Source organism: Pseudomonas sp. S3_C06 (assembly GCF_054667675.1).
Genome location: NZ_CP162747.1, coordinates 1205906 through 1229282, shown reverse-complemented (window position 1 = coordinate 1229282; position 23377 = coordinate 1205906). Strand labels below are relative to the sequence as shown.

Here is a 23377-nt window from a genome sequence, read left to right as displayed (position 1 = left end):
GATGCTCGCTGCGTCACTGATTTTCCTGCTGACCATTACCCTTGTCATCTGGCAACCCAAAGGCCTCGGCGTCGGCTGGAGTGCGACGCTTGGCGCAGTACTGGCGCTGATTTTCGGTGTCGTCCATCTCGGCGATATCCCGCTGGTGTGGCAGATCATCTGGAATGCCACTGGCACTTTCGTCGCACTGATCATCATCAGCCTGCTGCTCGACGAGGCGGGGTTCTTCAACTGGGCCGCATTGCACGTGGCGCGCTGGGGGCGGGGCAGCGGGCGCAAGCTGTTTGCCTTCATGGTGCTGCTCGGCGCGCTGGTGTCGGCGCTGTTTGCCAACGACGGCGCGGCGCTGATTCTCACGCCGATCGTGATTTCGATGTTGCTGGCGCTGCGCTTTTCCCCGGCGGCAACCTTGGCCTTCGTGATGGGCGCGGGATTTATCGCCGATACCGCGAGCCTGCCGCTGGTGGTGTCGAACCTGGTCAATATCGTTTCGGCGGACTTCTTTCACATCGGTTTCAACCGCTATGCAGCAGTGATGGTGCCGGTCAACTTCGTCAGCGTGGCGGCGACGCTGGGCATGTTGCTGTGGTTTTTCCGCCGCGACATTCCATCGACGTATGACCCTGAGCAACTCGAGCATCCAGAGACCGCGATCCACGACAAAGCCACGTTTTATGCCGGTTGGGCGGTGTTGGTGATCTTGCTGATCGGTTGCTTTGCGCTGGAGCCGCTGGGCATCCCGATCAGTGCGATATCCGCGGTGTGCGCCGCGTTGCTGTTGGGCATCGCCGCTCGCGGCCACAAGATTTCCACGCGCAAGGTGATGAAAGAAGCGCCGTGGCAGATCGTGATTTTCTCGCTGGGCATGTACCTGGTGGTCTACGGCCTGCGCAATGCCGGGCTGACCGGGTATCTGGCCGGTTGGCTGGATGTCTTCGCCGGTCATGGCGTCTGGGGTGCGGCAATGGGCACCGGGGTGCTGACGGCGTTGCTGTCGTCGATCATGAATAACTTGCCGACGGTGTTGATTGGCTTGTTGTCGATCGATGCCAGTCAGGCCAGCGGAGTGGTCAAGGAGGCGATGATCTATGCCAACGTGATTGGCAGTGACCTGGGGCCGAAGATTACCCCGATTGGCAGTCTGGCCACGTTGTTGTGGCTGCATGTGCTGGAGCGCAAGGGCATTCACATTGGCTGGGGCTATTACTTCCGGGTCGGGATTGTGTTGACGGTGCCGGTGTTGTTGGTGACGTTGGCGGCTTTGGCTTTGCGTTTATCCCTTTAAACCGAGTCGCCCCCTTCGCGAGCAAGCTCGCTCCCACAGGGGAATGCATCTCATCTCCCTACATTTGAAATGCAGTCCAAATGTGGGAGCGAGCTTGCTCGCGAAGGGGCCATATCAAACACCAAAAAACTCAGGCCTGGCCGGGGACATTTGGCCAAAGATCCGAGACCAGAAACAACCGCTCCGCTTCTTCCCATTCTCCCCGCGCATTCTCGGTCAGGCGCACCATCAACTGCGCCGGGGCCAGCGGTTCAAGATCTTTCAGCCAGATCCGTAAATGCTCCAACGTCCAGGTCTGATCAGCCGGGTAATGCGCCGGTGCCAGCCAGGCATGCCGGGGCAGGGGTTGCCAGCGTCCGGCCGGACGTTGCGCCACAAAGGCGGGCCAATCCTTCTGATGCAACCAACTGCCGCGCAAATGCTGCGGATGTGCGCCGCTCGGTGATTCAGCCTGTCCCGGCCACGGGTACAACAAATAACCACCGAGCCACAGTTGCGCGCTGAACACCTCGATATCCAGCGCCGCCAGCACTTCGCGACTTTCCGGACGGGCCGAGATCGGCAACTGATGCTCGGCCAGGTGCGCCAGTTTGCGATCGAGCCGATCGTGGCAACCCGGCCCCAGCCACTGCGCCGGATCACGGCCGTCGCCATTCTGCGGGCCGAGGTAGAGCTTGATCGCCAGTTCGAGGTGATGCACGCCATCGCGGTCACGCAACAACATGTCCAGTTCACCGAGGGTGTGGCCCTCGCGGCGGATCGGCAGATTGGCCGCGATCAGCTCAATACCCGGCGCATGCTCCACGGCAAACTGCCACAGCCGCTCGTAATAGAGGCCTAGACGTCGCGTGCGTGCCTGCGACAGCCAATGCAGCAAGCCATAGCTGTCACGGTCGAGCTGACGCAACCAGTGTTCCAGGCGTTCGGGATCGTGCACCCAGTCGCTGCCCGCCAGCGGATGACGCTGCGGCCACGGTGTGGTGGCGAGCATCGGCGGGGCGAGGATCACCCACGCCAGATCGCGCACTTCCGGATGGCGTAATTGGTGGGGCAACTGCAGCAAGTCAGGAAATAGGATCATCTTGCGAGCATAGCCGTAAACACGAGCGCACCCTTGAGGCTGAAAGGATTTTGTCTAACCGGCGCTTTCGCCCATAATCGGGTTTTTCGCGTTTTCGATTGTCCGCAGAGGTCCCATGGAGCAATTTCGTAATATCGGCATCATCGGTCGCCTGGGCAGTTCCCAGGTGCTGGATACCGTCCGCCGACTGAAACGGTTTCTGCTCGATCGTCACCTGCATGTGATCCTCGAAGACACCATCGCTGAAGTGCTACCGGGCCACGGCCTGCAAACCTCGTCGCGCAAGATGCTCGGCGAAGTCTGCGACATGGTCATCGTCGTCGGCGGTGACGGCAGCCTGCTCGGCGCCGCGCGAGCGCTGGCCAAACACAATATTCCGGTGCTCGGTATCAACCGTGGCAGCCTCGGTTTCCTCACCGATATTCGCCCGGACGAGCTGGAAGTCGAAGTCGCCAAGGTGCTCGACGGCCACTATCTGGTGGAAAACCGCTTCCTGCTGCAAGCCGAAGTGCGCCGGCATGCCGAGGCCATCGGCCAGGGCGATGCGCTCAACGACGTGGTGCTGCACCCGGGCAAGTCGACGCGGATGATCGAGTTCGAGCTGTACATCGACGGCCAGTTCGTCTGCAGCCAGAAGGCCGACGGCCTGATCGTCGCCACGCCGACCGGTTCCACCGCGTACGCGCTGTCTGCCGGCGGGCCGATCATGCACCCCAAGCTCGATGCCATTGTGATCGTGCCGATGTACCCCCATATGTTGTCCAGTAGACCAATTGTGGTCGATGGCAACAGTGAGCTGAAAATCGTCGTGTCGAAAAACATGCAGATTTACCCGCAAGTCTCCTGCGATGGGCAGAACCATTTCACCTGCGCGCCGGGCGACACCATCACCGTCAGCAAAAAAGCGCAGAAGCTGCGCCTGATTCACCCACTCGATCACAACTACTACGAAGTCTGCCGCACCAAGCTCGGCTGGGGCAGCAAGCTGGGCGGTGGAGGCGACTGATGCTCGATCCCGCGCGCAGTTATGACCTGATTGGTGACGTGCACGGATGCGCCCTGACCCTCGAACACTTGCTGGACCGTCTCGGTTATCACAAGCAGGGCGGGGTCTGGCGGCATCCTTCGCGCATGGCCGTGTTCGTCGGCGACATCATCGACCGTGGCCCGCGCATTCGCGAGGCTCTGCACATCGTTCACGACATGGTCGAGGCCGGTCAGGCCTTGTGCATCATGGGCAACCACGAATTCAACGCACTGGGCTGGAGCACCCCGGCGCTACCGGGCAGCGGCAAGCAGTTCGTCCGCGAACACACGCCGCGCCATGCGCGCCTGCTGCATGAAACCCTGACCCAGTTCGAAGACCACCCCGGCGACTGGCACGATTTCCAGCGCTGGTTCTATGAGCTGCCGTTGTTTGTCGACGCTGGGCGTTTCCGCGTCGTCCACGCGTGCTGGGATGCTGGCCTGATCGAACCGCTGCGCGCGCTGTTCCCCAACGGTTGCATCGACGAACACTTCCTGCAGGCCTCGGCGGTTCCGGACAGTTTCGCCTGTACCGTATTCGACCGCTTGTTGCGCGGCACCGATATGCGCCTGCCGGATGGTCTGACCATGACCAGCGGCGACGGTCTGGTGCGTTCGTTCTTCCGCACCAAGTTCTGGGAAGACGATCCGAAGACCTACGGCGATATCGTTTTCCAGCCGGATGCACTGCCAGACCCGGTGGCGCAGAAGCCGCTGACCTCCAGCGAAAAAAACAACCTGCTGCGCTACGGCGTCGACGAGCCGTTGCTGTTCGTCGGCCACTACTGGCGTAGCGGCAAACCGGCGCCGATCCGCCCGAATCTCGCGTGTCTGGATTACAGCGCGGTGCTCTACGGCAAACTGGTCGCCTATCGTCTGGATCAGGAAACACGTCTGGATCCGCATAAATTTGTCTGGGTCGATGTCGAGCGGCCGGAGGTGCTGCAATGAGTGCGGTAGCGGTATTGCGTCTGCCGTTGGCGGTGGACTTGAGTGGTTTCGTCAAGCTGCTGCAACGCATGCAGGTCCCGCATCGGGTCAGCGAAGAGGCCGGCGAACAAGTGCTGTGGGCACCGGCGGAAATCAGCGAAGACGTGCGCTCCTTGTACGAACGCTTCCCGGCGGGTGATCCCGATCAGCAAATGGACATTCCCGTCGCGCCGACCTTCAAGCGGCCGAGCTTCACCGAGCAACTGAAATACGCCAAGGCCACCGGGTTCATCCTGTTGTTGTGCCTGATCGTTGGCGGATTGACGTACCTCGGTGAGAACCTGCAAACCCTGCGCTGGCTGACTTTCCTCGATTTTCAGGTAGTCGGCGAGTACATCCATTTCACACCATTGGCCGACAGCCTGGCGGCAGGGCAGTGGTGGCGTCTGGTCACGCCGATGCTGATCCACTTCGGCATCCTGCATCTGGCCATGAACGGCATGTGGTACTGGGAGCTGGGCCGGCGCATCGAGTCGCGTCAGGGCAGCATCAACCTGATCGGCCTGACGCTGCTGTTCAGCCTCGTTTCCAACTACGCGCAGTTTGTCTGGAGCGGCGCGACCTTGTTCGGTGGTCTGTCCGGCGTACTTTACGGCTTGCTCGGGCATTGCTGGATCTTCCAGCTGCTGGCGCCGAACCCGGCCTATCGTCTGCCGCGTGGTGTACTGGCAATGATGCTGATCTGGTTGTTGGTGTGCATGTCCGGGCTGATCTCGGTGATCGGCTTCGGCGAAATCGCCAACGCCGCGCATGTCGGCGGGTTACTCATCGGATGCTTCACCGGTTTGTTGGGCGGTTTGTATAACCGCCGTAAACTGGCCGCCTAAAATTTCAGTAGATAAAGAGCACGGAGACCCTGATGTCCTCTTTTAACGACATGATCAACAACATTACCCCGGACATCTACGAGAGCCTGAAACTGGCCGTGGAAATCGGCAAGTGGTCCGACGGCGGCAAACTCACCGCCGAGCAGCGCGAGCTGTCGTTGCAGGCGATGATCGCCTGGGAAATCCAGAACCTGCCGGAAGACCAGCGCACCGGTTACATGGGTCCGCAGGAATGTGCGTCGAAGTCGATCGAAGTGCCGAACATCCTATTCAAATCGGATGCCATCCATTGATCGAGATTGGCCGCGGTGCAATCAGCAAAATGTCGGCGCGCCTGGACGGGCCGAATGTGCAATACGCGTTTCGTCTGGATGACGTCGAGGTGCCGGTCAACCCGTTGATCGGCAGCACGGTGCGTCTGGAATACCTGGGGGAGATCCACTGCACCCATTGCGGGCGCAAGACCAAAACCAGTTTCAGCCAGGGTTACTGCTACCCGTGCATGACCAAACTGGCGCAGTGCGACCTGTGCATCATGAGCCCGGAGCGCTGCCACTATGACGCCGGCACCTGCCGCGATCCAGCGTGGGGCGAGCAGTTCTGCATGACCGATCACGTGGTTTACCTGTCCAATTCGTCGGGCATCAAGGTTGGCATTACTCGTGCTACGCAACTGCCGACTCGCTGGATCGATCAGGGTGCGTGTCAGGCATTGCCGATCATGCGCGTCTCGACACGGCAGCAATCGGGCTTCGTTGAAGACCTGTTCCGCAGTCAGGTGGCTGACAAGACCAACTGGCGCGCGTTGCTCAAGGGCGATGCGGCGGCGGTCGATCTGGCGCAGGTACGTGACCAGTTATTCGAAAGCTGCGCCGAAGGCCTGCAAGGTTTGCAGGAGCGATTCGGCCTGCAGGCGATTCAGACCATTGCCGATGTCGAACCGCTGGAAATCCGCTATCCGGTCGAGCAATACCCGGCCAAAATCGTCAGCTTCAACCTGGACAAGAACCCGATTGCCGAAGGCACGTTGTTGGGGATCAAGGGCCAGTACCTGATCTTCGATACCGGCGTGATCAATATTCGCAAGTACACGGCTTATCAGCTCGCCGTGCATCAATAAGGACTCCAGCATGCGCACCGAACAACCGAAGATGATTTACCTGAAGGACTATCAGGCGCCCGAGTACCTGATCGATGAAACTCACCTGACCTTCGAGTTGTTCGAGGATCACAGCCTGGTGCACGCGCAGTTGGTCATGCGCCGCAACCCGGCACGTGGCCCGGGCCTGCCGCCGCTGGTGCTCGATGGTCAGCAGCTGGAGTTGCTCTCGGTGACCCTGGCCGATAAAGAGCTTGGCGCTGCTGACTATCAATTGTCCGAGAATCATCTGACCCTGCAGCCGACCACGGAGACGTTCACGGTCGACACCAGCGTCAAGATCCACCCGGAAACCAACACCGCGCTGGAAGGCCTGTACAAGTCCGGCACGATGTTCTGCACCCAGTGCGAGGCCGAAGGTTTCCGCAAGATCACCTATTACCTCGACCGCCCGGACGTGATGAGCAAGTTCACCACCACCGTGGTCGCCGAACAGCACAGCTATCCGGTGCTGCTCTCCAACGGCAACCCGATCGCCTCGGGCCCGGGCGAAGACGGCCGGCACTGGGCGACCTGGGAAGACCCGTTCATGAAACCGGCGTACCTGTTCGCGCTGGTGGCCGGTGATTTGTGGTGCGTTGAAGACAGCTTCACCACCATGACCGACCGCGACGTCGCATTGCGCATCTACGTCGAACCGGAAAACATCGACAAGTGCCAGCATGCGATGACCAGCCTGAAGAAATCGATGCGCTGGGACGAAGAGGTTTACGGTCGCGAGTACGATCTGGACATCTTCATGATCGTCGCGGTCAACGACTTCAACATGGGCGCGATGGAGAACAAGGGTCTCAACATCTTCAACTCCAGCGCCGTGCTCGCTCGCGCCGAAACCGCCACCGACGCTGCACACCAGCGCGTTGAAGCAATCGTCGCCCACGAATATTTCCACAACTGGTCGGGCAACCGCGTGACCTGCCGTGACTGGTTCCAGCTGTCGCTGAAAGAAGGCTTCACCGTGTTCCGTGATTCCGGCTTCTCGGCCGACATGAACTCGGCCACGGTCAAGCGCATTCAGGACGTGGCTTACCTGCGCACCCACCAGTTCGCCGAAGACGCCGGCCCGATGGCTCATGCTGTGCGCCCGGACAGCTTCATCGAGATTTCCAACTTCTACACCCTGACCGTTTATGAAAAGGGTTCAGAAGTGGTCGGCATGATCCATACCTTGCTGGGTGCCGACGGCTTCCGTAAGGGCAGCGATCTGTACTTCGAGCGCCATGACGGCCAAGCAGTGACGTGCGACGACTTCATCAAGGCCATGGAAGATGCCAACGGCGTCGACCTGAGCCAGTTCAAGCGCTGGTACAGCCAGGCCGGCACACCGCGTCTGGCGGTGAGCGAGTCGTACGACGCCGCTGCGAAAACCTACAGCCTGACCTTCCGCCAGAGCTGCCCGGAAACCCCGGACAAAGTCGAAAAACTGCCGTTCGTGATCCCGGTCGAGTTGGGCCTGCTGGACAGCCAAGGCAACGAGATTGCCCTGCGTCTGAGCGGTGAAGCGTCGGCGCAAGGCACCACCCGCGTGATCTCGGTGACCGAGGCCGAGCAGACCTTCACCTTCGTCGACATCGCTGAACAGCCGCTGCCTTCGCTGCTGCGTGGTTTCTCGGCGCCGGTGAAACTGAGCTTCCCGTACAACCGCGATCAACTGATGTTCCTGATGCAGCACGACAGCGACGGTTTCAACCGCTGGGATGCCGGTCAGCAACTGTCAGTGCAGGTGCTGCAAGAACTGATTGGCCAGCAGCAGAAGGGCGAGAGCCTGAAGCTTGATCCGCGTCTGGTCTCGGCACTGCGTACGGTGCTGTCGGACGAATCGCTGGATCAGGCCATGGTCGCGGAAATGCTCTCGCTGCCGGGTGAGGCGTACCTCACTGAAATCAGCGAAGTGGCTGACGTCGATGCGATCCATATCGCCCGTGAGTTCGCGCGCAAGCAATTGGCCGAAGGGTTGTTCGAGGCACTGTGGCTGCGTTATCAGGCCAATCGTGACCTGTCGAAGAAAACCCCGTACGTGGCCGAAGCCGAGCACTTTGCCCGTCGCGCGCTACAGAACATTGCGCTGTCGTACCTGATGCTCAGCGGCAAGCCGGAAGTACTGGCGGCGGCGCTGGAGCAATTCGAAAGCGCCGACAACATGACCGAGCGTCTGACGGCGCTGGCGGTGTTGGTGAACTCGCCGTTCGAAGAGCAGAAAGCGTTGGCGCTGGCCAGTTTCGCCGAGCACTTCAAGGACAATCCTCTGGTCATGGATCAGTGGTTCAGCGTGCAGGCCGGCAGCACCTTGCCGGGCGGTCTGGAGCGCGTGAAAGCGTTGATGCAGCACCCGGCGTTCAACATCAAGAACCCGAACAAGGTGCGTGCGCTGGTCGGCGCGTTTGCCGGGCAGAACCTGATCAACTTCCACGCGGCGGATGGCTCCGGCTATCGCTTCCTCGCGGATCTGGTGATCGAGCTGAACGGCTTCAACCCGCAGATCGCTTCTCGCCAATTGGCACCGCTGACTCGCTGGCGCAAATATGACGATGCGCGTCAGGCGTTGATGAAAGGCGAGCTGGAGCGGATTCGGGCGTCGGGGCAGTTGTCGAGTGATGTGTATGAGGTGGTGAGCAAGAGTCTGGCTTGATGGTGGATTGGAGTCGGTATTCCAGCTGTGGACCGGCCCTCACCCTAACCCTCTCCCAGTGGGAGAGGGGACTGACTGAGGTGTCTTTGCGCTATACGCCGACCTGAAAGTCCGGAGTCGAACTCAGGACTTGAAAAGCACGAAGATCGGCTCCCTTTCCCCCTCGCCACCTTGGGGGCGGTCCGACGTTTCGGGAGGGCTGGGGTGAGGGGGTAAGATTTATGCATCAACACAACTCCCCAAGCCGTACGCACAAAAAAACGCCGCATTAATCAATGCGGCGTTTTTTTTGACTAAAAGTTACTTCAGGTCGAAACGGTCGAGGTTGGTGACCTTCGTCCACGCCGCAACAAAGTCCTTAACGAACTGCTCCATCGCATCCGAACTGGCATACACCTCAGCCAACGCCCGCAGTTGCGCATTGGAACCAAACACCAGATCAACCCGCGTCGCCGTCCACTTCACGCTGCCGGTTTTACGGTCGCGTCCTTCGAACTCATCCGCATCCCTCGAAGTTGGTTTCCACTCCACCCCCATGTCCAGCAGGTTGGTGAAGAAGTCATTGGTCAGCGCCTCGGTCTGCGAAGTGAACACGCCATGCCGGCTCTGCCCGACGTTGGTGTTCAACACCCGCAAACCACCCAGCAGCACAGTCATTTCCGGCGCCGTGAGAGTCAGCAGTTGTGCCTTGTCGATCAGCAGCGCCTCGGCCGACACGGTGTATTTGCCTTTGCTGTAGTTGCGGAAACCATCGGCAATCGGTTCAAGGAAGCCAAACGAGTCAACATCCGTTTGCTCTTGCGAGGCGTCCGTACGCCCCGGATTGAACGGCACGGAGACGGAGTGCCCGGCGTTTTTCGCTGCTTGCTCAATCCCGGCATTGCCCGCCAACACGATCAGGTCTGCCAACGAGACTTTTTTGCCAGCGCCGCCGCCATTGAACTCGCCCTGAATGCCCTCGAGGGTTTGCAGCACTTTGGCCAGTTGCTCGGGCTGGTTGGCCTGCCAGAACTTCTGCGGCGCCAGACGCAGGCGACCGCCGTTGGCGCCGCCGCGTTTGTCTGAACCGCGGAACGTCGAGAGTGCCGCCCAGGCGGTGGAGACCAGTTGCGACACCGACAAACCCGAGGCAAGCACTTTGCTTTTCAGCGCAGCCGCGTCGCTGTCCTCGATCAACGGGTGTGTGACATCAGGAATCGGGTCCTGCCACAGCAGCTCTTCGTTCGGCAGTTCCGGGCCGAGGTAGCGCGACAACGGGCCCATGTCGCGGTGGATCAGTTTGTACCAGGCGCGGGCGAAGGCGTCGGCCAGTTGATCCGGGTTGGCGAGGAAGCGCCGCGAGATCTGCTCGTAAGCCGGGTCGAAACGCAGCGCCAGGTCGGAGGTGAGCATGGTCGGCGAAAGCTTTTTGCTCGGATCATGGGCATGCGGAACGGTTCCGGCACCAGCGCCGTTCTTCGGAATCCACTGATGCGCACCCGCAGGACTTTTGCTCAGCTCCCACTCGAAACCGAACAGGTTTTCCAGGTAGTTGTTGCTCCACTTCGTCGGTGTGGTCGTCCAGGTCACCTCCAGACCGCTGGTGATGGTGTCGCCACCCTTGCCGGTGCCGAACGCGTTGCGCCAGCCGAGGCCCTGTTCTTCGAGGCCGGCCGCTTCCGGCTCAGGCCCGACGTTATCGGCAGGGCCGGCGCCGTGGGTTTTCCCGAAGGCGTGGCCGCCAGCGATCAACGCGACGGTTTCTTCATCGTTCATGGCCATGCGGCCAAAGGTTTCGCGGATATCGTGGGCTGAAGCGACCGGGTCAGGATTACCTTCCGGGCCTTCAGGGTTGACGTAGATCAGGCCCATTTGCACCGCTGCGAGCGGGTTTTCCAGATTGCGTTCGCCCTGATCGGTGCGGCTTTCTTCTTTGCCGTGCAAGTCGGGCTCGGCGACCAGCGTGCCGTCACCGGGCTCCTGCATGGCGGACTTGTCTTTGCCGTAACGGCTGTCGCCGCCCAGCCATTCGTGTTCCGAACCCCAGTAGACGTCTTCGTCCGGCTCCCACACATCGGGGCGGCCACCGGAGAAACCGAAGGTCTTGAAGCCCATGGATTCCAGCGCGACGTTACCGGTCAGAACGATCAGGTCGGCCCAGGAAATGTTGCGGCCATATTTCTGTTTGATCGGCCACAGCAGGCGGCGGGCCTTGTCGAGACTGACGTTGTCCGGCCAGCTGTTCAGCGGCGCAAAACGTTGCTGACCGGAGCCGGCGCCACCACGGCCATCGGCGGTGCGATAGGTGCCGGCGCTGTGCCAGGCCATACGGATGAAGAGGGGGCCGTAGTGGCCGAAGTCGGCTGGCCACCAGTCCTGGGAGTCGGTCATCAGCGCATTGAGGTCTTGTTTCAGGGCTTGAAAGTCGAGGCTCTTGAAGGCTTTGGCGTAGTCGAAGTCCTTGCCCAACGGATCGGACTTGGGCGAGTGCTGACTCAGGATTTTCAGGTTGAGTTGATTCGGCCACCAGTCACGGTTCGTCGTACCACCACCGGCGGCGTGGTTGAACGGGCATTTCGATTCGTTTGCCATGTTCGGGTCCTTATCAGGTCTGCTACGGCCGGCTCGTGCCGACTTCGGACTAGTAAGGCTAGACCCGACTTGGAGAGTCAGCTAATAGGCCGACTATTGGAGGCTGATAGGCAAAGTCTTTCAGCGTTTTTCGGAGCACTTCACGGATCAGCCGATAGCGGCTGCCTGCTTGAAACAGGCGTTGTTGAGCCTCTGCAAAAAAACAAAAAGTGAAAATCGGGGTGACAGGAAGAAATGTTACTGTATAACATAAAATTCGTTTCATTCTATTTCTACCAGCGTTAAAGCAAAACGCTGGCAGCGATCCTCACTTTTCAGCGCATGGAAATTCCGCAATGCCTGCCCGTTCTAAACCCTTGCAACGACGCCTCAATCCGTTGGCCGCCGCGCTGCTTTTTGCATCCCCGGTGTTCGCCGCTGAAACCCTCGAACTGCAACCGCAAGTCATCACCGGCAATCCGCTCGGCAGCCAGACACTCGCTTCGCCCTCGACGGTGCTCAGCGGCGACGACCTCACCTTCCAACAGAAGGGCAGCCTCGGCGAAACCCTGAACAAACAGCCCGGGGTGTCCTCGTCGTACTTCGGCCCGGGCGCGAGCCGGCCGATCATTCGCGGTCAGGACGGTGATCGCATCCGTATCTTGCGCAATGGCGTCGGCGCGCTGGATGCCTCGTCGCTGTCTTACGATCACGCGGTGCCGCTGGACCCGGTCAACGTCGAGCGCGTTGAAATCGTCCGTGGCCCGGCAGCACTGCTGTACGGCGGCAGTGCCATTGGCGGAGTGGTCAACACCTTCGATAACCGCATTCCGACCGAGGCCATTGATGGCATCCACGGCGCCGGTGAGTTGCGCTACGGCGGTGCCGACACCACGCGCAGCAGTGCCGGCAAACTCGAGGCTGGCAACGGTCAATTCGCCTTGCATCTGGACGCCAGTGCCCGCGAGTTCAATGACCTGAAAATCCCCGGCTACGCGAAAACCAGCCGCGAGCGCGCGAACGACGACGGTGATTCGAAAAAGCATCGTTTGGGCAACAGTGATGGTCGCCAGGACGGCGGCGCTGTCGGCGGGTCTTACACTTGGGATGACGGATACGCCGGCCTGTCCTACAGCAACTACGATTCCAACTACGGTTCGCCCGCTGAGCAAGACGTGCGCATCCGCATGCAACAGGAGCACTACGCCTTCGCCTCGGAGATACGCAATCTCGATGGGCCATTCAGTTCGATCAAGCTGGATGCGGGCTACACCGATTACGAACACCGCGAAATCGAAGGTGGCGAGGTCGGCACGACGTTCAAGAACAAAGGTTATGAGGCGCGGGGCGAGGCTCGGCACCAGCCGTTGGGGCCGTTCAACGGTGTAATCGGTGCGCAGGTCAGCCGCAACGAGTTCTCGGCACTCGGCGAAGAAGCATTCGTGCCGCAGACCGATACCGATGCCGCTGCGCTGTTCATTCTGGAAGAGTGGCAAGCCACCGACCGACTGCTGTTCACCCTCGGCGGACGCCTTGAGCACACCACGGTCGATCCGAACGCCAAGGGTAACGAGCGCTTCGCCAGCGCCGATCGATCCAGCAGTTTCACCGCCGGCAGTCTTTCCTCTGGCGCGGTGTACACGCTGACGCCGATCTGGTCGGTGGCCGCGACGCTGGGTTACACCGAACGTGCGCCGACATTTTATGAGCTGTACGCCAACGGAGCTCACGTCGCGACCGGCACTTATGAAGTCGGCGATGCCGGGCTGTCGAAAGAAAAAGCCGTGTCCAGTGACCTTGCGCTGCGCTTCGACAATGGTACGCACAAGGGCAGTGTCGGTGTGTTTTACAGCCACTTCTCCAACTACATCGGCTTGCTCGGCACGGGCCGAACGCTGAATGACGAGGGCGAAGAGGATGCCGACGGCATCCCTGAATACACCTACTCCGGCGTGCGGGCGCGCTTCAGCGGCATTGAAGCCCAGGATCACTGGAAACTCGGCGAAAGCGCCTACGGCAAGTTTGCCTTGGAGTTGTCCGGCGATTACACCCGCGCGAAGAACCTCGACACTGGCGAAGATTTGCCGCGCATCGCGCCGCTGCGGCTCAACACCGGGCTGCTGTGGGAACTGGACAAGTGGCAGGCGCGCATCGATGTCGAACACGCCAGTTCACAACATCGCGTGCCGGACAATGAAAGCAGCACTGACGGCTACACCACACTGGGCGCCAATGTCGGGTATCACTTCGATGTCGGTCAGAGCCAATGGCTGGCCTTCGTCAATGCCGAGAACCTGACCAATCAAACCGTGCGTTATGCCAGTTCGATCCTGCGCGACATTGCGCCGGCAGAAGGGCGCAGCATTCAGGTCGGCTTGCGCACGACGTTCTGATAATCACTGAAGGCTGCGATCTTTTGATCTCTATTTTAAAAGCAATAGATCGCAGTCTGCGGCAGCTCCGACACGGGCGTGATCAGGTGGATTGAGCGGTGTCATCCTCCGGCACGTCGTCAAGAATGTCCTCTTGCCCCGGCAATTCAGTGATCACACTGAAGTCCGTCACTTCAACTGCGCCCAATCCATACCCCAGCAAATGGAAAGAAAACGCTTTGCGCTCTTGCGGGTTGTCGAAGCTGAAGTTCATTTCCAGTGGCTGCTCGGCGGTTGCGACCATCTCCTGCGGCAGACCGATCTGCACGTCCTGTTCAAACTCCTTGGCCTTGAGCTGAATGTACGCTGCCTGTTGCGGATCGACTGAACGTACGGTCAGACGCACGCGGGTGTGCGAGCCTTTGGGCATTTCCAGGTACTGCGCGCCGATCAGGTTGTCGGCCCAGTCATCCTTGATCTGCGCTTGCAGCGGGATGACGTTGGTGCTGCCGAACTGATAGCGATGATTGAGCGGCGTGCGCAGCAGTGACAGGTCGAGGGCATTGGCACGAGCGGCGATCTGCCGGGCCGGGTGACCGCTGTAGTTGCCTTTGTACGTCGCGCTTTCGGCAATGAAACCGGCGCTTTCGTAGTAACGGCAGCGGCGCGGCATGTCGCACTCGGAGAAGATCCCCTGACCGTTGTGATAACGCAGCTTGCCGTTGGTGAACGACATGATTTCGCGGCCGCTGTCGTAGTCGCGAAACAGTGAACGACCGCTTAGCGCGGAAGGCACCGGCAGGTCGAAGTAGTCGAGGATCGAGGTGCTCAGATCGACGTGACCGTAGACGCCTTTGTTCAGTCGCGGCAGCTGTTCATGCTCCGGTGCCAGGGTCAGATTGAAGCCCCACGACGAGGCCAGGCGCACGCCGTCGATGCCGTGGGATTCGTCCGAGGTGATCACCACCAGCGTGTCTTTCAGAACGCCCTGACGCTCGAGGCCGTTGAGGAACTGTTGCAGCGCATCGTCGAGATAACCGACAGCGGCCTGTTTCGGCGTTTCGTAGCGCTCCAGATATTCCTCGGGCGCGGAGTAGGGCTGATGGGTGCCGACGGTCAGCAATGTCAGCATCCACGGCTTTTTCTGCTTTTTCAGTTGGCCGACGTAATCGAGCGCGCCCTCGAAGAAGGCCTTGTCATCCTTGCCCCACGGGAACTCCAGATAGTTGCTGTTGCTGAACCACTCCAGGCCATGAGTCGCATCGAAACCGATGTGCGGCATGATCTTGTCTTTGGCCATGAAGCGCAGGCCGGCACCTTGCAGATAGTGCGTGCTGAAGCCGTGCTCACGCAGTTGCGCCGGCAGGCAGGCCTGATTGCGCTCGTTGAGGGTGAGCATCTCCACGCCTTTGGGCGTGCCGTTGTTGAGCTTGTCGTAATCGCCGCAGAGCATGGAGTACAAACCGCGAATGGTCTGGTGCGTATGCAGCACGTAATCCGGGGTGTTCATGCCACGCTCGGCCCAGCGGCTGAGGTTGGGCATCAGGTCTTCCTGATAATGACTGCCGATGGCTTCGCGGTTGGCGCGAATGTAGGCCCCGGGAATGCCTTCCAGCGCGATGATCAGCACATTGCGCGCTTGCCCCGGTGCCGCCAGCAGTTTCTGCCCATTGAGGTCGACATCGGTGAGCCCGGCCATGGCCGGCGCGGGTTCTTCGATATCACCGTCCAGCCATTCCTCGCCCCGAATCTGCAGATCAGCAACTTCAGTGGCCAGCAACTGGTGCGGCAGGTTGTACTGGCGCCATGGATCGGCTTCGCTCGGCCACAGGTTCTGCGCGCCCCAGTGTGCGGCGAACAATACCAGCGGCGCGCTCCAGACTGCGCGGGGCAGTGACGGGCGCGGCATGCCACGGCCAGCAAATTGGGTCAGCAGCCAGAACACCAAGGCCAGCAGCAAAGTGATACCCAGCGCAGGGTGCGCCAGCCCGCCACCGGTGGAGTTCTCGACGAACTGCGGGTCGATCAGGTAATGAATATCCGAAGGCGTCGGCAGACGCCCGACGGCGCTGACCAGTTCAGCCGTCGCCACGGCCAGCAAGCCCCAGAACACCAGCACCGGCAAAGCCAGCCACCACGCCCGGCGATGCAGCAAAACCACCAACAGACTGCCGATGGCCAGATCCGACACATAGCCCAGCGGTGTCGACCAGCCGAGTGCCGCACGCAGGCACACCGGCACAATCAGCACGAGAAAGATCAACGAAAAGAGGCGGGCATGTGGCTGCCGCAACCGGTTAAAAAGAGCGCTCACAAAAAAGACCTTCCAGCCATTAAATCGTCATAAAAGTGTGCGCGATGATACCAAGGGTGGGCTGTCTGATCGCCCTTTTAAACGCTCAACTGAGGCGCTGGTGCGCGAGCTTTCAAAGGTGATGTCGCGTCTGCAGCCCTGACCGGCCCTCGGGTCAAACAGCAATCGGCGATATTGCCACCGACGGATTTATTGTTTCAGGCTGTTTAAGCCACCAAACCATCACCGGTATCCAATGGAGGAGTTGCGCAACGCTGCGATCTTTTCAAACCTCAGAATCAAAAGCCCGCCGCCTCGGTTCGCTCAACAACCCGTGCTATCGATATGCGATAAAGATATTTAATTTATGTTTTTTATATCTATAAAGTCAGGCCTTTCAGCAAACCACCCCATGCTGCGAGGTTGTCATGGCCACACCGTTCAAACGTTCCGCACTGACTCTGTTGGCCGCTTCTCTCGCGGCGAGTGCCTTGTTCAGCACCGGCGCTCAGGCTGAAGGCAAGATCAGCATCGCCCAGCAATTCGGCATCGGTTACCTGATCCTCGATGTGGTGCGCGATCAGAACCTCATCGAAAAACATGGCAAGGCGCAGGGCCTCGATATCAAGGTCGACTGGAACAGCATTTCCGGTGCCACGGCGATGAACGAAGCGCTGCTCACCGGATCGCTCGACGTGGTGTCTGCCGGTGTGCCGCCAATGCTCACCGTGTGGGATCGCACCAAAGGCAAACAGAACGTCAAAGCCATTGCCGCGCTGGGTTCGATGCCCAACTATTTGCTGACCAACAATCCAAACATCAAGACGCTCAAGGACTTCACCGACAAGGACCGCATTGCCGTACCGGCCGCCGGTGTCGGCTTCCAGTCGCGCACCTTGCAGATCGAAACCGCCAAGGAGTTCGGTGACGCGCAGTACAAGAAGTTCGACGACATCTCAGTCAGCCTGCCGCACCCTGATGCAACGGCCGCGCTGATTGCCGGCGGCTCGGAAATCAACTCGCACTTCTCCAGCCCACCGTTCCAGTATCAGGCTCTGCAGAATCCCAACGTGCACAAAGTGCTGAGTTCCTACGACGTGCTCGGCGGCCAGGCGACGTTCAACGTGCTCTACACCACGGAAAAATTCCACGACGAAAACCCGAAGACCTACAAGGCGTTCTACGACGCTTTGGCTGAGGCTGAGAAAATCATCAAGGCCGACAAACCGGCGGCGGCTCAGGCGTACATTCGTGTCGAGCAGTCGAAGTTGCCGCTGGCTCTGGTCGAGCAAATCGTCAAGGACCCGGAAATCGATTTCACCGTGGTGCCGCAGCGCACCTTTATTTATGCCGAGAAATTGCAGGAACTGGGCGTGCTGAAGAACAAGGCCGACAGCTGGAAGGATTACTTCTTTGAAGAGGCGCATGGTGGGGCCGGTAGCTGAAGAACCCGGCCCGGTGCAGGGGATTTCCGGAACTCAACCGGCAGGCTCGATCAGTCGCGTAATAGGGTGATCGTGCCCCTCGACGTGCCATTTCACCCACAACCGATTGCGCCCGTCGGAACTTTTATCTGGCTCGACGGACAGCCAGTTACGACTGGCAATCAGGCAATTTCCGTCGTATCCAATGGCTTGCATCTCGGCAGTAAGGTCGGTGTCGATCTTTTCCCGGGTACCGGTGATCGTTTCCAGGCTTCTGATCGTCAGCACAGGCAGAGGAGGATGGACGATGCCGGTTGAAATCAGCTGATGGATGACTTCTGCACCATTGTCGATATGCCGGGGGTTGGCCGAACGAATGACGCTGGCGGCCGCTACATGCACATCCCCGGAGACAATGGTGACTTTGCACTTCGCCAACTTGGCGAAATCGAGCAATCCATTGATCAGTTGCTTACGCTCGTTTTTGTGCGGCTGATGGCGCCAATGGTCCCGGAAATCATCCTCCGGCCCGATCTCCCCCGGAATCCATCCGATCAGGGCCTCAAGCAGCGCAAGGTTGACGAACGATACCGGAACGCTGGAGATGAACAGCAGGTGTGAAGGTTTGCTGGCCGTCAGGCTTTTGATCCAGGTAAACATCTGCGAGATGCTTTTTTGCGACATGATTTGCGTGGGCTGTTTGAGCTGGCCGTTTCTGCCTTTGATGTCGGGCGCACGTTCAGACCTGAGGTCGGGAACGACAATGGCGAGGCCACCGAGGCCTTCAAAAGCGAAGGTATGCCCTTGACGAGTAATCGCTCCCGGGCGGCTCTCGGTTTCGTCAACCTGTAATTGGTAGAGACGAAAATAATAACTGGCAATGCGGAACAGCCCCTGGTGTACGGGACTTTCATGCAGGGCCTGGGGATAGGATCCCCAACCGTCGATGATGTCGTGATCGTCCCACATCATCAGGGTCGGAACGCTACTGAGCATGTTCAGTATCTGAGGTCTGGCCCAGTATCGCGGATAAACACTGGCGAAAAACTCGTCTGCCTGAATCTCCATTTCGTCAGTCCACAGTGTGTCATCGCGATTCCAGGAGAACTGTTTGTACCATTCATTCAAGGGGCCTTGAGTCTGTAACAGTTCATCGCTGTAAATCTGATCGCCTCCCATGACCAACAGATGGTACTCGGCTTGTTTGTGGGTCTGCGCGAGATGACTCCAGCGTTCGGCATAGCGATCTGCCAGCGAATTCAGGTATTTGACGTCCGACACACCGTTGCACGAGGTGTAAGCGATGCGGGGAGCCTGATCCAGAGGCGGGACGTGAAATGAGCCCGACACATCTCCCAAGTCATAGTCGATCTTCAACTGCGTTTTACTTTGCTGGATCTGCATGTCCAGTCTCCAGACGGCCATGCGCGGTTTGATCAAGGGAATCCGGGCAATCCGTTTGATCGTCGGATTGTGTGCCTGCGCGACCTGCGTAGTGGGTGCCGGCGCGTTGAGGTCTTGCACCAGCAGGGCAGATACACAGTATTTCTGATTCTGAATACCGCGAAAGCTCAAAACCGGGCCAAAGGGACTCATGTTGTCGTCCTCGCTGACAATAGAAAAACGGATGCCACGCAATGCCGTGGTGTCACCGAGCGTAGTCCGTTTTTGCAAGTAGCGAGGACGCGAGGGGAGCGTTTCAGTTCATGCCATCATCAAAAATGCTTTCGATTGATAACTCGAACGCCCGGGCAATCTGAAAGGCCAGTGGCAGACTCGGGTCGTAGCGTTCGTTTTCTATAGCGTTAATCGTCTGACGCGACACGCTCAGGCGTTCAGCCAGATCGACCTGCGACCATTTGCGCTCGGCGCGCAATTCCTTGAGGCGGTTTTTCATTGGTAGCGGCGCCGCGCAATGTGCAGGCCGACAATCCACATCAGCCCCATCACCGGCCACACACACGTCCACGGGATATGTGGGGCGCCAACGTTTTCCAGAAAACCGTAGCTGAAGGTCAACAATGCCGAGGCGGCGAAGGCAAACCCCAATGCTTCGAACTGGATGCGCAAATGCATTTCGTCCATGCGCCGCATATTACGCACAATGGCCCAGCACATCAGTCCCGCCGGAATGACCGGCGTCAGTGCGACGGCCGAGCGCAGCACGATGGGGGCGTCCATCAGGTATTGCGAGGCAATCAATGAGGCTGTCAGTACCAGCATGTAGATGATTAATGCTGCGCCCAATTCGAGGTAGTAGCGGTTCATTCTTTACTTCCTATGTAAAAGACCCTTTACATGGTCGCCGAAGATTTGCCCGATGTAAAGCACGCTTTCCATCATGGCTGGTAGCCTCGAACAGACTCATGCCGGAGGATTTCGTGTAGGTCTGCAGCTTTGGGGCACACTTTCTGGACAGCGTAATAGCCACTCAGTAGCATTCGAGCCCAACGGATTATCCCTTCGCACGTCGTCCGACGTGCAACGCTCAAGGAGTCGGCATGCGCGACACCCCCATCGACCAAAAACGAACGGTCGTGACCCAGGTCAACGGCGAGATTCACTATGAAGCCCAGATCAGTTTCAGCTCCATGTCGCTTGTCGATGGCGAAATTCGGGTGCATCGTGCTGAAGGCAATCAGCTAGACATTCCGGTGGCCGGCGCGGACTTCGCTTGGCGCATTGATCTGGATGGCGTGCACAGAGTACCCGTGACGCAGGCAGCGATTGAACCGGTTGAATCGCTGCCTGCCGATGACAGTCTGAAGTTGTTCAACTCGAAAACCGTGTGGATCACACTGGCGCTGTGGTTCTTCGTCAGTTCGGTGTTCGGTTGGCTGGGGATTGTGGTGGCGGGCGGATATTTCGCTTACCACTGGCGTCAGGTGGCACAACGCAAGGAACAGTTGGCCAAGGCGCCCATAGATAAAACCGTGACCCGTTCCGGCTCGGGGATGTCACGGGAAAGCGTACGCAAGGCGTTGGCCCGCAAGCGTTAATACTGCGCAGATCAAATACAAAAAAGGGGCGGCCTGATCATCGATCAGGCCGCCCCTTTTTTATTGCCGCTCAGTCAGATCAGTGCATTTTGCTGTGATCGTGACCTTCCATGTTGGTCAGCGCACGAACCGGCGCTTTGACTTCGATGGTTTCTTTCTCGCCCTTGGCGTTTTCCACGGTCAGGGTCAGCGGCACGCTTTCGCCTTCCTTCAGCTGACCGGTCAGGCCCATCAGCATCACGTGGTAGCCGTTCGGATCAAGCTTGACGGCTTTGCCGGCCGGCAGCTCGACGAACTTCACCGGGCCCATGCTCATGACGTCGTTCTTCATGGTCATTTCGTGGATCTGCACGTCTTTGGCCGCTGGCGTCGCGACGCTGAGCAACTTGCTGTCGCTGTCGGCGGTGAGGGTCATGAACGCGCCGCTGGCGGACTGGGTCGGCACGGTGGCACGGACCCAGGCGTCGTCGACCTTGGTCTGCGCCGAGACCTGGAATGCCAGGCCCAGCAGCGAAAGACCCAATACGACGTGTTTGATCTGGTTCAGCACAGGTTGCATCAGCAAACCTCCATAACAGTAAGCAAATCTTCCGTGCATTGTTCTGCCGAAAGCGAGGTGGACAGACCCAGGCGCAAGCCGCCGTTGGAGTCGTAAACGTAACTGGTGGCGGTGTGCGAGATGGTGTACGTGTCGCCGGCCGGGACTTTCTCGTAGAACACGTCGAATTCCTTGGCCGTGGCCGCTGTTTCCTCAAGCGTGCCGTACAGCGCAACGAACGTCGGGTCGAAGGCTTTCATGTAGGCGTCGAGGATTTCCGGCGTGTCGCGCTCGGGATCGAGGCTGATGAAAATCACCTGCAAACGGTCGCCATCAGCGCCCATCAGCTTCTTGATTTTGGCCGCGCGGGCGAGGGTGGTCGGGCAGACTGCCGGGCACTGGGTGAAGCCGAAAAACACCATCGGCATCATGCCGCGAAAGCTCGACAGCGTCATGGTTTCGCCGTCGGTGTTCTTCAGTTTGAAGGTACGTCCCATGATCTTGTTACTCAGATCCTTGCCGTACTTGTACGACAATTGGCCACGGGTGTCGCAGCCGGCGAGCAGGCCTAGCCCGAGCACGCCCATTCCCGCAAGCACCTTGCGGCGAGTCAACAAAGCCGTCATCTAATACCGCCTTTTGCAGCCCGTCAGTCAGCAGGACTGGCGGGGGGTTAACCGTAAAAGCGGCGCATGATACCAAACTGAGGGCAGAGGCCGGCCACGGATCGCCGCACGGCGCAGGATCGAGCGACAAAAGGTGTAAGAAAAAGTGACGACGGACTCACCGCACCCGCGAATCCTCAACGCTCCAGCCGCCGCCCAGCGCGGTGTACAGATTGACCTCGGCGACCAGTTGCGCGAGGCGATCGGTGATCAGACCCTGTTGCGAACTGAACAGCGAGCGCTGCGCATCGAGGAACGTCAGGCTGCTGTCGACACCGTTCTGATAACGGTTCTGCGCCAGGTTGTAATAAGTCTGGGTGGCCGCGACCAGATCGCGCTGCGCCTGCAATTGCTGCTGATACGTGCTGCGTGCGGCGAGACCATCGGCGACTTCCTGAAAGGCGGTCTGAATCGATTTTTCGTATTCGGCCACCGCGACGTCTTTCTGCAACTTCGAATAATCCAGGCTCGCGCGCAGGCTGCCGGCATTGAAGATCGGCAGGCTGATCTGCGGCTGAAAGGTCCACGCGCCCGACCCCGCGCCGAACAGTCCGGACAGGTCACGACTGGAGGTGCCGGCATTCGCCGTCAGGCTGACACTGGGGAAAAATGCCGCCCGCGCCGCGCCGATGTTGGCGTTGGCGGCTTTGAGTTTGTATTCAGCCTGCAAAATGTCCGGGCGCCGTTGCAGCAGATCCGAAGGCAACCCGGCCGGCAGTTGTTGCACCAGATCGCTGGCCAGAGGACGCGCGGGCAGTGAGTCCGGCACCGGTGCGCCGACCAGCAAGGTCAAGCTGTTCAAGTCCTGCGCGACCTGCCGCTGGTAGCGCGCCAGATTGGCCCGTGAGCTGTCGACGCTGGTCTGCGCCTGGGCCTGCTCCAGCGCCGACGACTTGCCAGCCTCGCGGTTGCGCGTGGTCAGGTGCAGGCTCTGCTCATCGGCGGCGAGGGTGTCGCGGGTCAGTTCCAGCAGTTCCTGATCAGCGCGCCAGGTCAGGTAGGCGTTGGCGACGTTGGCCACCAGACTCAACTGCGCACTGCGCCGCGCCTGTTCGGTGGCCAGCCACGTTTGCAACGCCTGTTCGCTGAGGCTGCGCACGCGACCGAAGAAGTCCAGTTCATAGGCACTGATGCCAAGGTTGACCGAGTACGTCGAGTTGATCAGCGCTTTACCCTGGGTCACGCTCGGCGGCATCCGCTGGCGCAACTCGTTGGCGTTGGCCGACACCGCCGGGAACAGGTCGGCGCGCTGAATGCGGTATTGCGCCTGAAAGGCTTCGACGTTGAGAGCCGCCACGCGCAGGTCGCGGTTGTTGACCAAGGCGCTTTCAATCAGCTGTTGCAGCGCCGGGTCGGTGAACAGCGTGCGCCAGTCCTCGCTGTTCGTGGCCGCTTGGGTTGCTGTCGGATATTGCGCGGCACTGGGTGAAACGGGCCGTTGATACTCAGGAATCAATGAACAACCGCCCATCAGCATTGCCATGGACAGCAGGGAAAGTCGCGACGTCAACATCGAACTGCCTCATGCATATAAAGAGC

Annotated in this window: 19 protein-coding genes; 10 read left to right on the top strand and 9 right to left on the bottom strand. The window is 59.6% G+C overall.

Features of this window, described 5'->3' with window-relative positions; translation table 11 throughout:
* The first annotated feature begins 1 nt into the window (after position 1).
* Positions 2-1285, top strand: a complete 1284-nt coding sequence (locus tag AB4N44_RS05190; RefSeq protein ID WP_127928561.1) for an arsenic transporter — start codon at positions 2-4, stop codon at positions 1283-1285.
* A 130-nt stretch (positions 1286-1415) separates the two neighbouring features.
* Here the strand turns inward: AB4N44_RS05190 and AB4N44_RS05185 are convergent, their stop codons facing one another.
* A complete protein-coding gene (locus tag AB4N44_RS05185; protein WP_127928559.1) occupies positions 1416-2366 on the bottom strand; it encodes a DUF1853 family protein in 951 nt (316 codons plus the stop codon).
* A gap of 115 nt (positions 2367-2481) precedes the next feature.
* On the opposite strand from AB4N44_RS05185, the gene AB4N44_RS05180 reads away from it, so the two are divergent.
* The 6 genes from AB4N44_RS05180 to pepN are packed head-to-tail and all read left to right on the top strand — an operon-like array spanning position 2482 to position 8997.
* Positions 2482-3372 (top strand): NAD(+) kinase, encoded by an 891-nt coding sequence (locus AB4N44_RS05180; RefSeq protein ID WP_003224174.1) that lies wholly within the window; start codon positions 2482-2484, stop codon positions 3370-3372.
* Entirely contained in the window at positions 3372-4343 is a 972-nt protein-coding gene (locus AB4N44_RS05175) for a metallophosphoesterase (protein WP_007919225.1), read from the top strand. The genes AB4N44_RS05180 and AB4N44_RS05175 overlap by 1 nt, the downstream gene beginning before the upstream one ends.
* The gene (locus tag AB4N44_RS05170; RefSeq protein WP_127928555.1) at positions 4340-5209 is read left to right on the top strand and encodes a rhomboid family intramembrane serine protease; all 870 of its coding nucleotides are present in this window, start codon (positions 4340-4342) and stop codon (positions 5207-5209) included. Before AB4N44_RS05175 ends, AB4N44_RS05170 begins: the two co-directional genes overlap by 4 nt.
* A gap of 32 nt (positions 5210-5241) precedes the next feature.
* The gene (locus AB4N44_RS05165) at positions 5242-5502 is read left to right on the top strand and encodes a YeaC family protein (protein WP_007919229.1); all 261 of its coding nucleotides are present in this window, start codon (positions 5242-5244) and stop codon (positions 5500-5502) included.
* Positions 5499-6329 carry a DUF2797 domain-containing protein gene (locus tag AB4N44_RS05160; protein ID WP_460109889.1) on the top strand — a complete coding sequence of 277 codons (831 nt, stop codon included), beginning with the start codon at positions 5499-5501 and terminating at the stop codon, positions 6327-6329. Before AB4N44_RS05165 ends, AB4N44_RS05160 begins: the two co-directional genes overlap by 4 nt.
* A gap of 10 nt (positions 6330-6339) precedes the next feature.
* Entirely contained in the window at positions 6340-8997 is a 2658-nt protein-coding gene (gene pepN / locus AB4N44_RS05155; protein WP_460109890.1) for an aminopeptidase N, read from the top strand.
* A gap of 300 nt (positions 8998-9297) precedes the next feature.
* Here pepN and katG read toward each other — a convergent pair whose 3' ends face one another.
* Positions 9298-11568, bottom strand: a complete 2271-nt coding sequence (katG, locus tag AB4N44_RS05150; RefSeq protein ID WP_150750904.1) for a catalase/peroxidase HPI — start codon at positions 11566-11568, stop codon at positions 9298-9300.
* A 335-nt stretch (positions 11569-11903) separates the two neighbouring features.
* Between katG and AB4N44_RS05145 the strand changes: the two genes are divergently transcribed.
* Positions 11904-13940: a TonB-dependent receptor gene (locus AB4N44_RS05145; protein ID WP_460109892.1), complete on the top strand. Its 2037-nt coding sequence runs from the start codon at positions 11904-11906 to the stop codon at positions 13938-13940.
* An 82-nt stretch (positions 13941-14022) separates the two neighbouring features.
* Here AB4N44_RS05145 and AB4N44_RS05140 read toward each other — a convergent pair whose 3' ends face one another.
* Positions 14023-16233, bottom strand: coding sequence for an LTA synthase family protein (locus AB4N44_RS05140; protein ID WP_460109895.1), 2211 nt, complete (start codon positions 16231-16233; stop codon positions 14023-14025).
* Between the two features lie 407 nt (positions 16234-16640).
* Between AB4N44_RS05140 and AB4N44_RS05135 the strand changes: the two genes are divergently transcribed.
* Complete coding sequence (locus AB4N44_RS05135; protein ID WP_038365959.1) at positions 16641-17657, top strand: ABC transporter substrate-binding protein; 1017 nt, start codon at positions 16641-16643, stop codon at positions 17655-17657.
* A 33-nt stretch (positions 17658-17690) separates the two neighbouring features.
* Here the strand turns inward: AB4N44_RS05135 and AB4N44_RS05130 are convergent, their stop codons facing one another.
* The 3 genes from AB4N44_RS05130 to AB4N44_RS05120 form a co-directional block, all read right to left on the bottom strand.
* A complete protein-coding gene (locus tag AB4N44_RS05130) occupies positions 17691-19232 on the bottom strand; it encodes an alkaline phosphatase D family protein (RefSeq protein ID WP_160040719.1) in 1542 nt (513 codons plus the stop codon).
* A gap of 103 nt (positions 19233-19335) precedes the next feature.
* Positions 19336-19533, bottom strand: a complete 198-nt coding sequence (locus AB4N44_RS05125; RefSeq protein ID WP_093430734.1) for a helix-turn-helix transcriptional regulator — start codon at positions 19531-19533, stop codon at positions 19336-19338.
* On the bottom strand, positions 19530-19904 hold the full coding sequence (locus AB4N44_RS05120) for a hypothetical protein (RefSeq protein ID WP_127928539.1): 375 nt from the start codon (positions 19902-19904) through the stop codon (positions 19530-19532). The genes AB4N44_RS05125 and AB4N44_RS05120 overlap by 4 nt, the downstream gene beginning before the upstream one ends.
* A 233-nt stretch (positions 19905-20137) precedes the next feature.
* Here AB4N44_RS05120 and AB4N44_RS05115 point away from each other — a divergent pair, with 233 nt between their 5' ends.
* Entirely contained in the window at positions 20138-20635 is a 498-nt protein-coding gene (locus tag AB4N44_RS05115) for a hypothetical protein (RefSeq protein ID WP_460109898.1), read from the top strand.
* Positions 20636-20714: 79 nt separating this feature from the next.
* Here AB4N44_RS05115 and AB4N44_RS05110 read toward each other — a convergent pair whose 3' ends face one another.
* The 3 genes from AB4N44_RS05110 to AB4N44_RS05100 form a co-directional block, all read right to left on the bottom strand.
* Positions 20715-21194, bottom strand: coding sequence for a copper chaperone PCu(A)C (locus AB4N44_RS05110; protein WP_460109901.1), 480 nt, complete (start codon positions 21192-21194; stop codon positions 20715-20717).
* On the bottom strand, positions 21194-21799 hold the full coding sequence (locus AB4N44_RS05105) for an SCO family protein (RefSeq protein ID WP_008079652.1): 606 nt from the start codon (positions 21797-21799) through the stop codon (positions 21194-21196). Before AB4N44_RS05105 ends, AB4N44_RS05110 begins: the two co-directional genes overlap by 1 nt.
* Before the next feature lie 157 nt (positions 21800-21956).
* Positions 21957-23351 carry an efflux transporter outer membrane subunit gene (locus tag AB4N44_RS05100; protein WP_460109904.1) on the bottom strand — a complete coding sequence of 465 codons (1395 nt, stop codon included), beginning with the start codon at positions 23349-23351 and terminating at the stop codon, positions 21957-21959.
* Between the last annotated feature and the right edge of the window lie 26 nt (positions 23352-23377).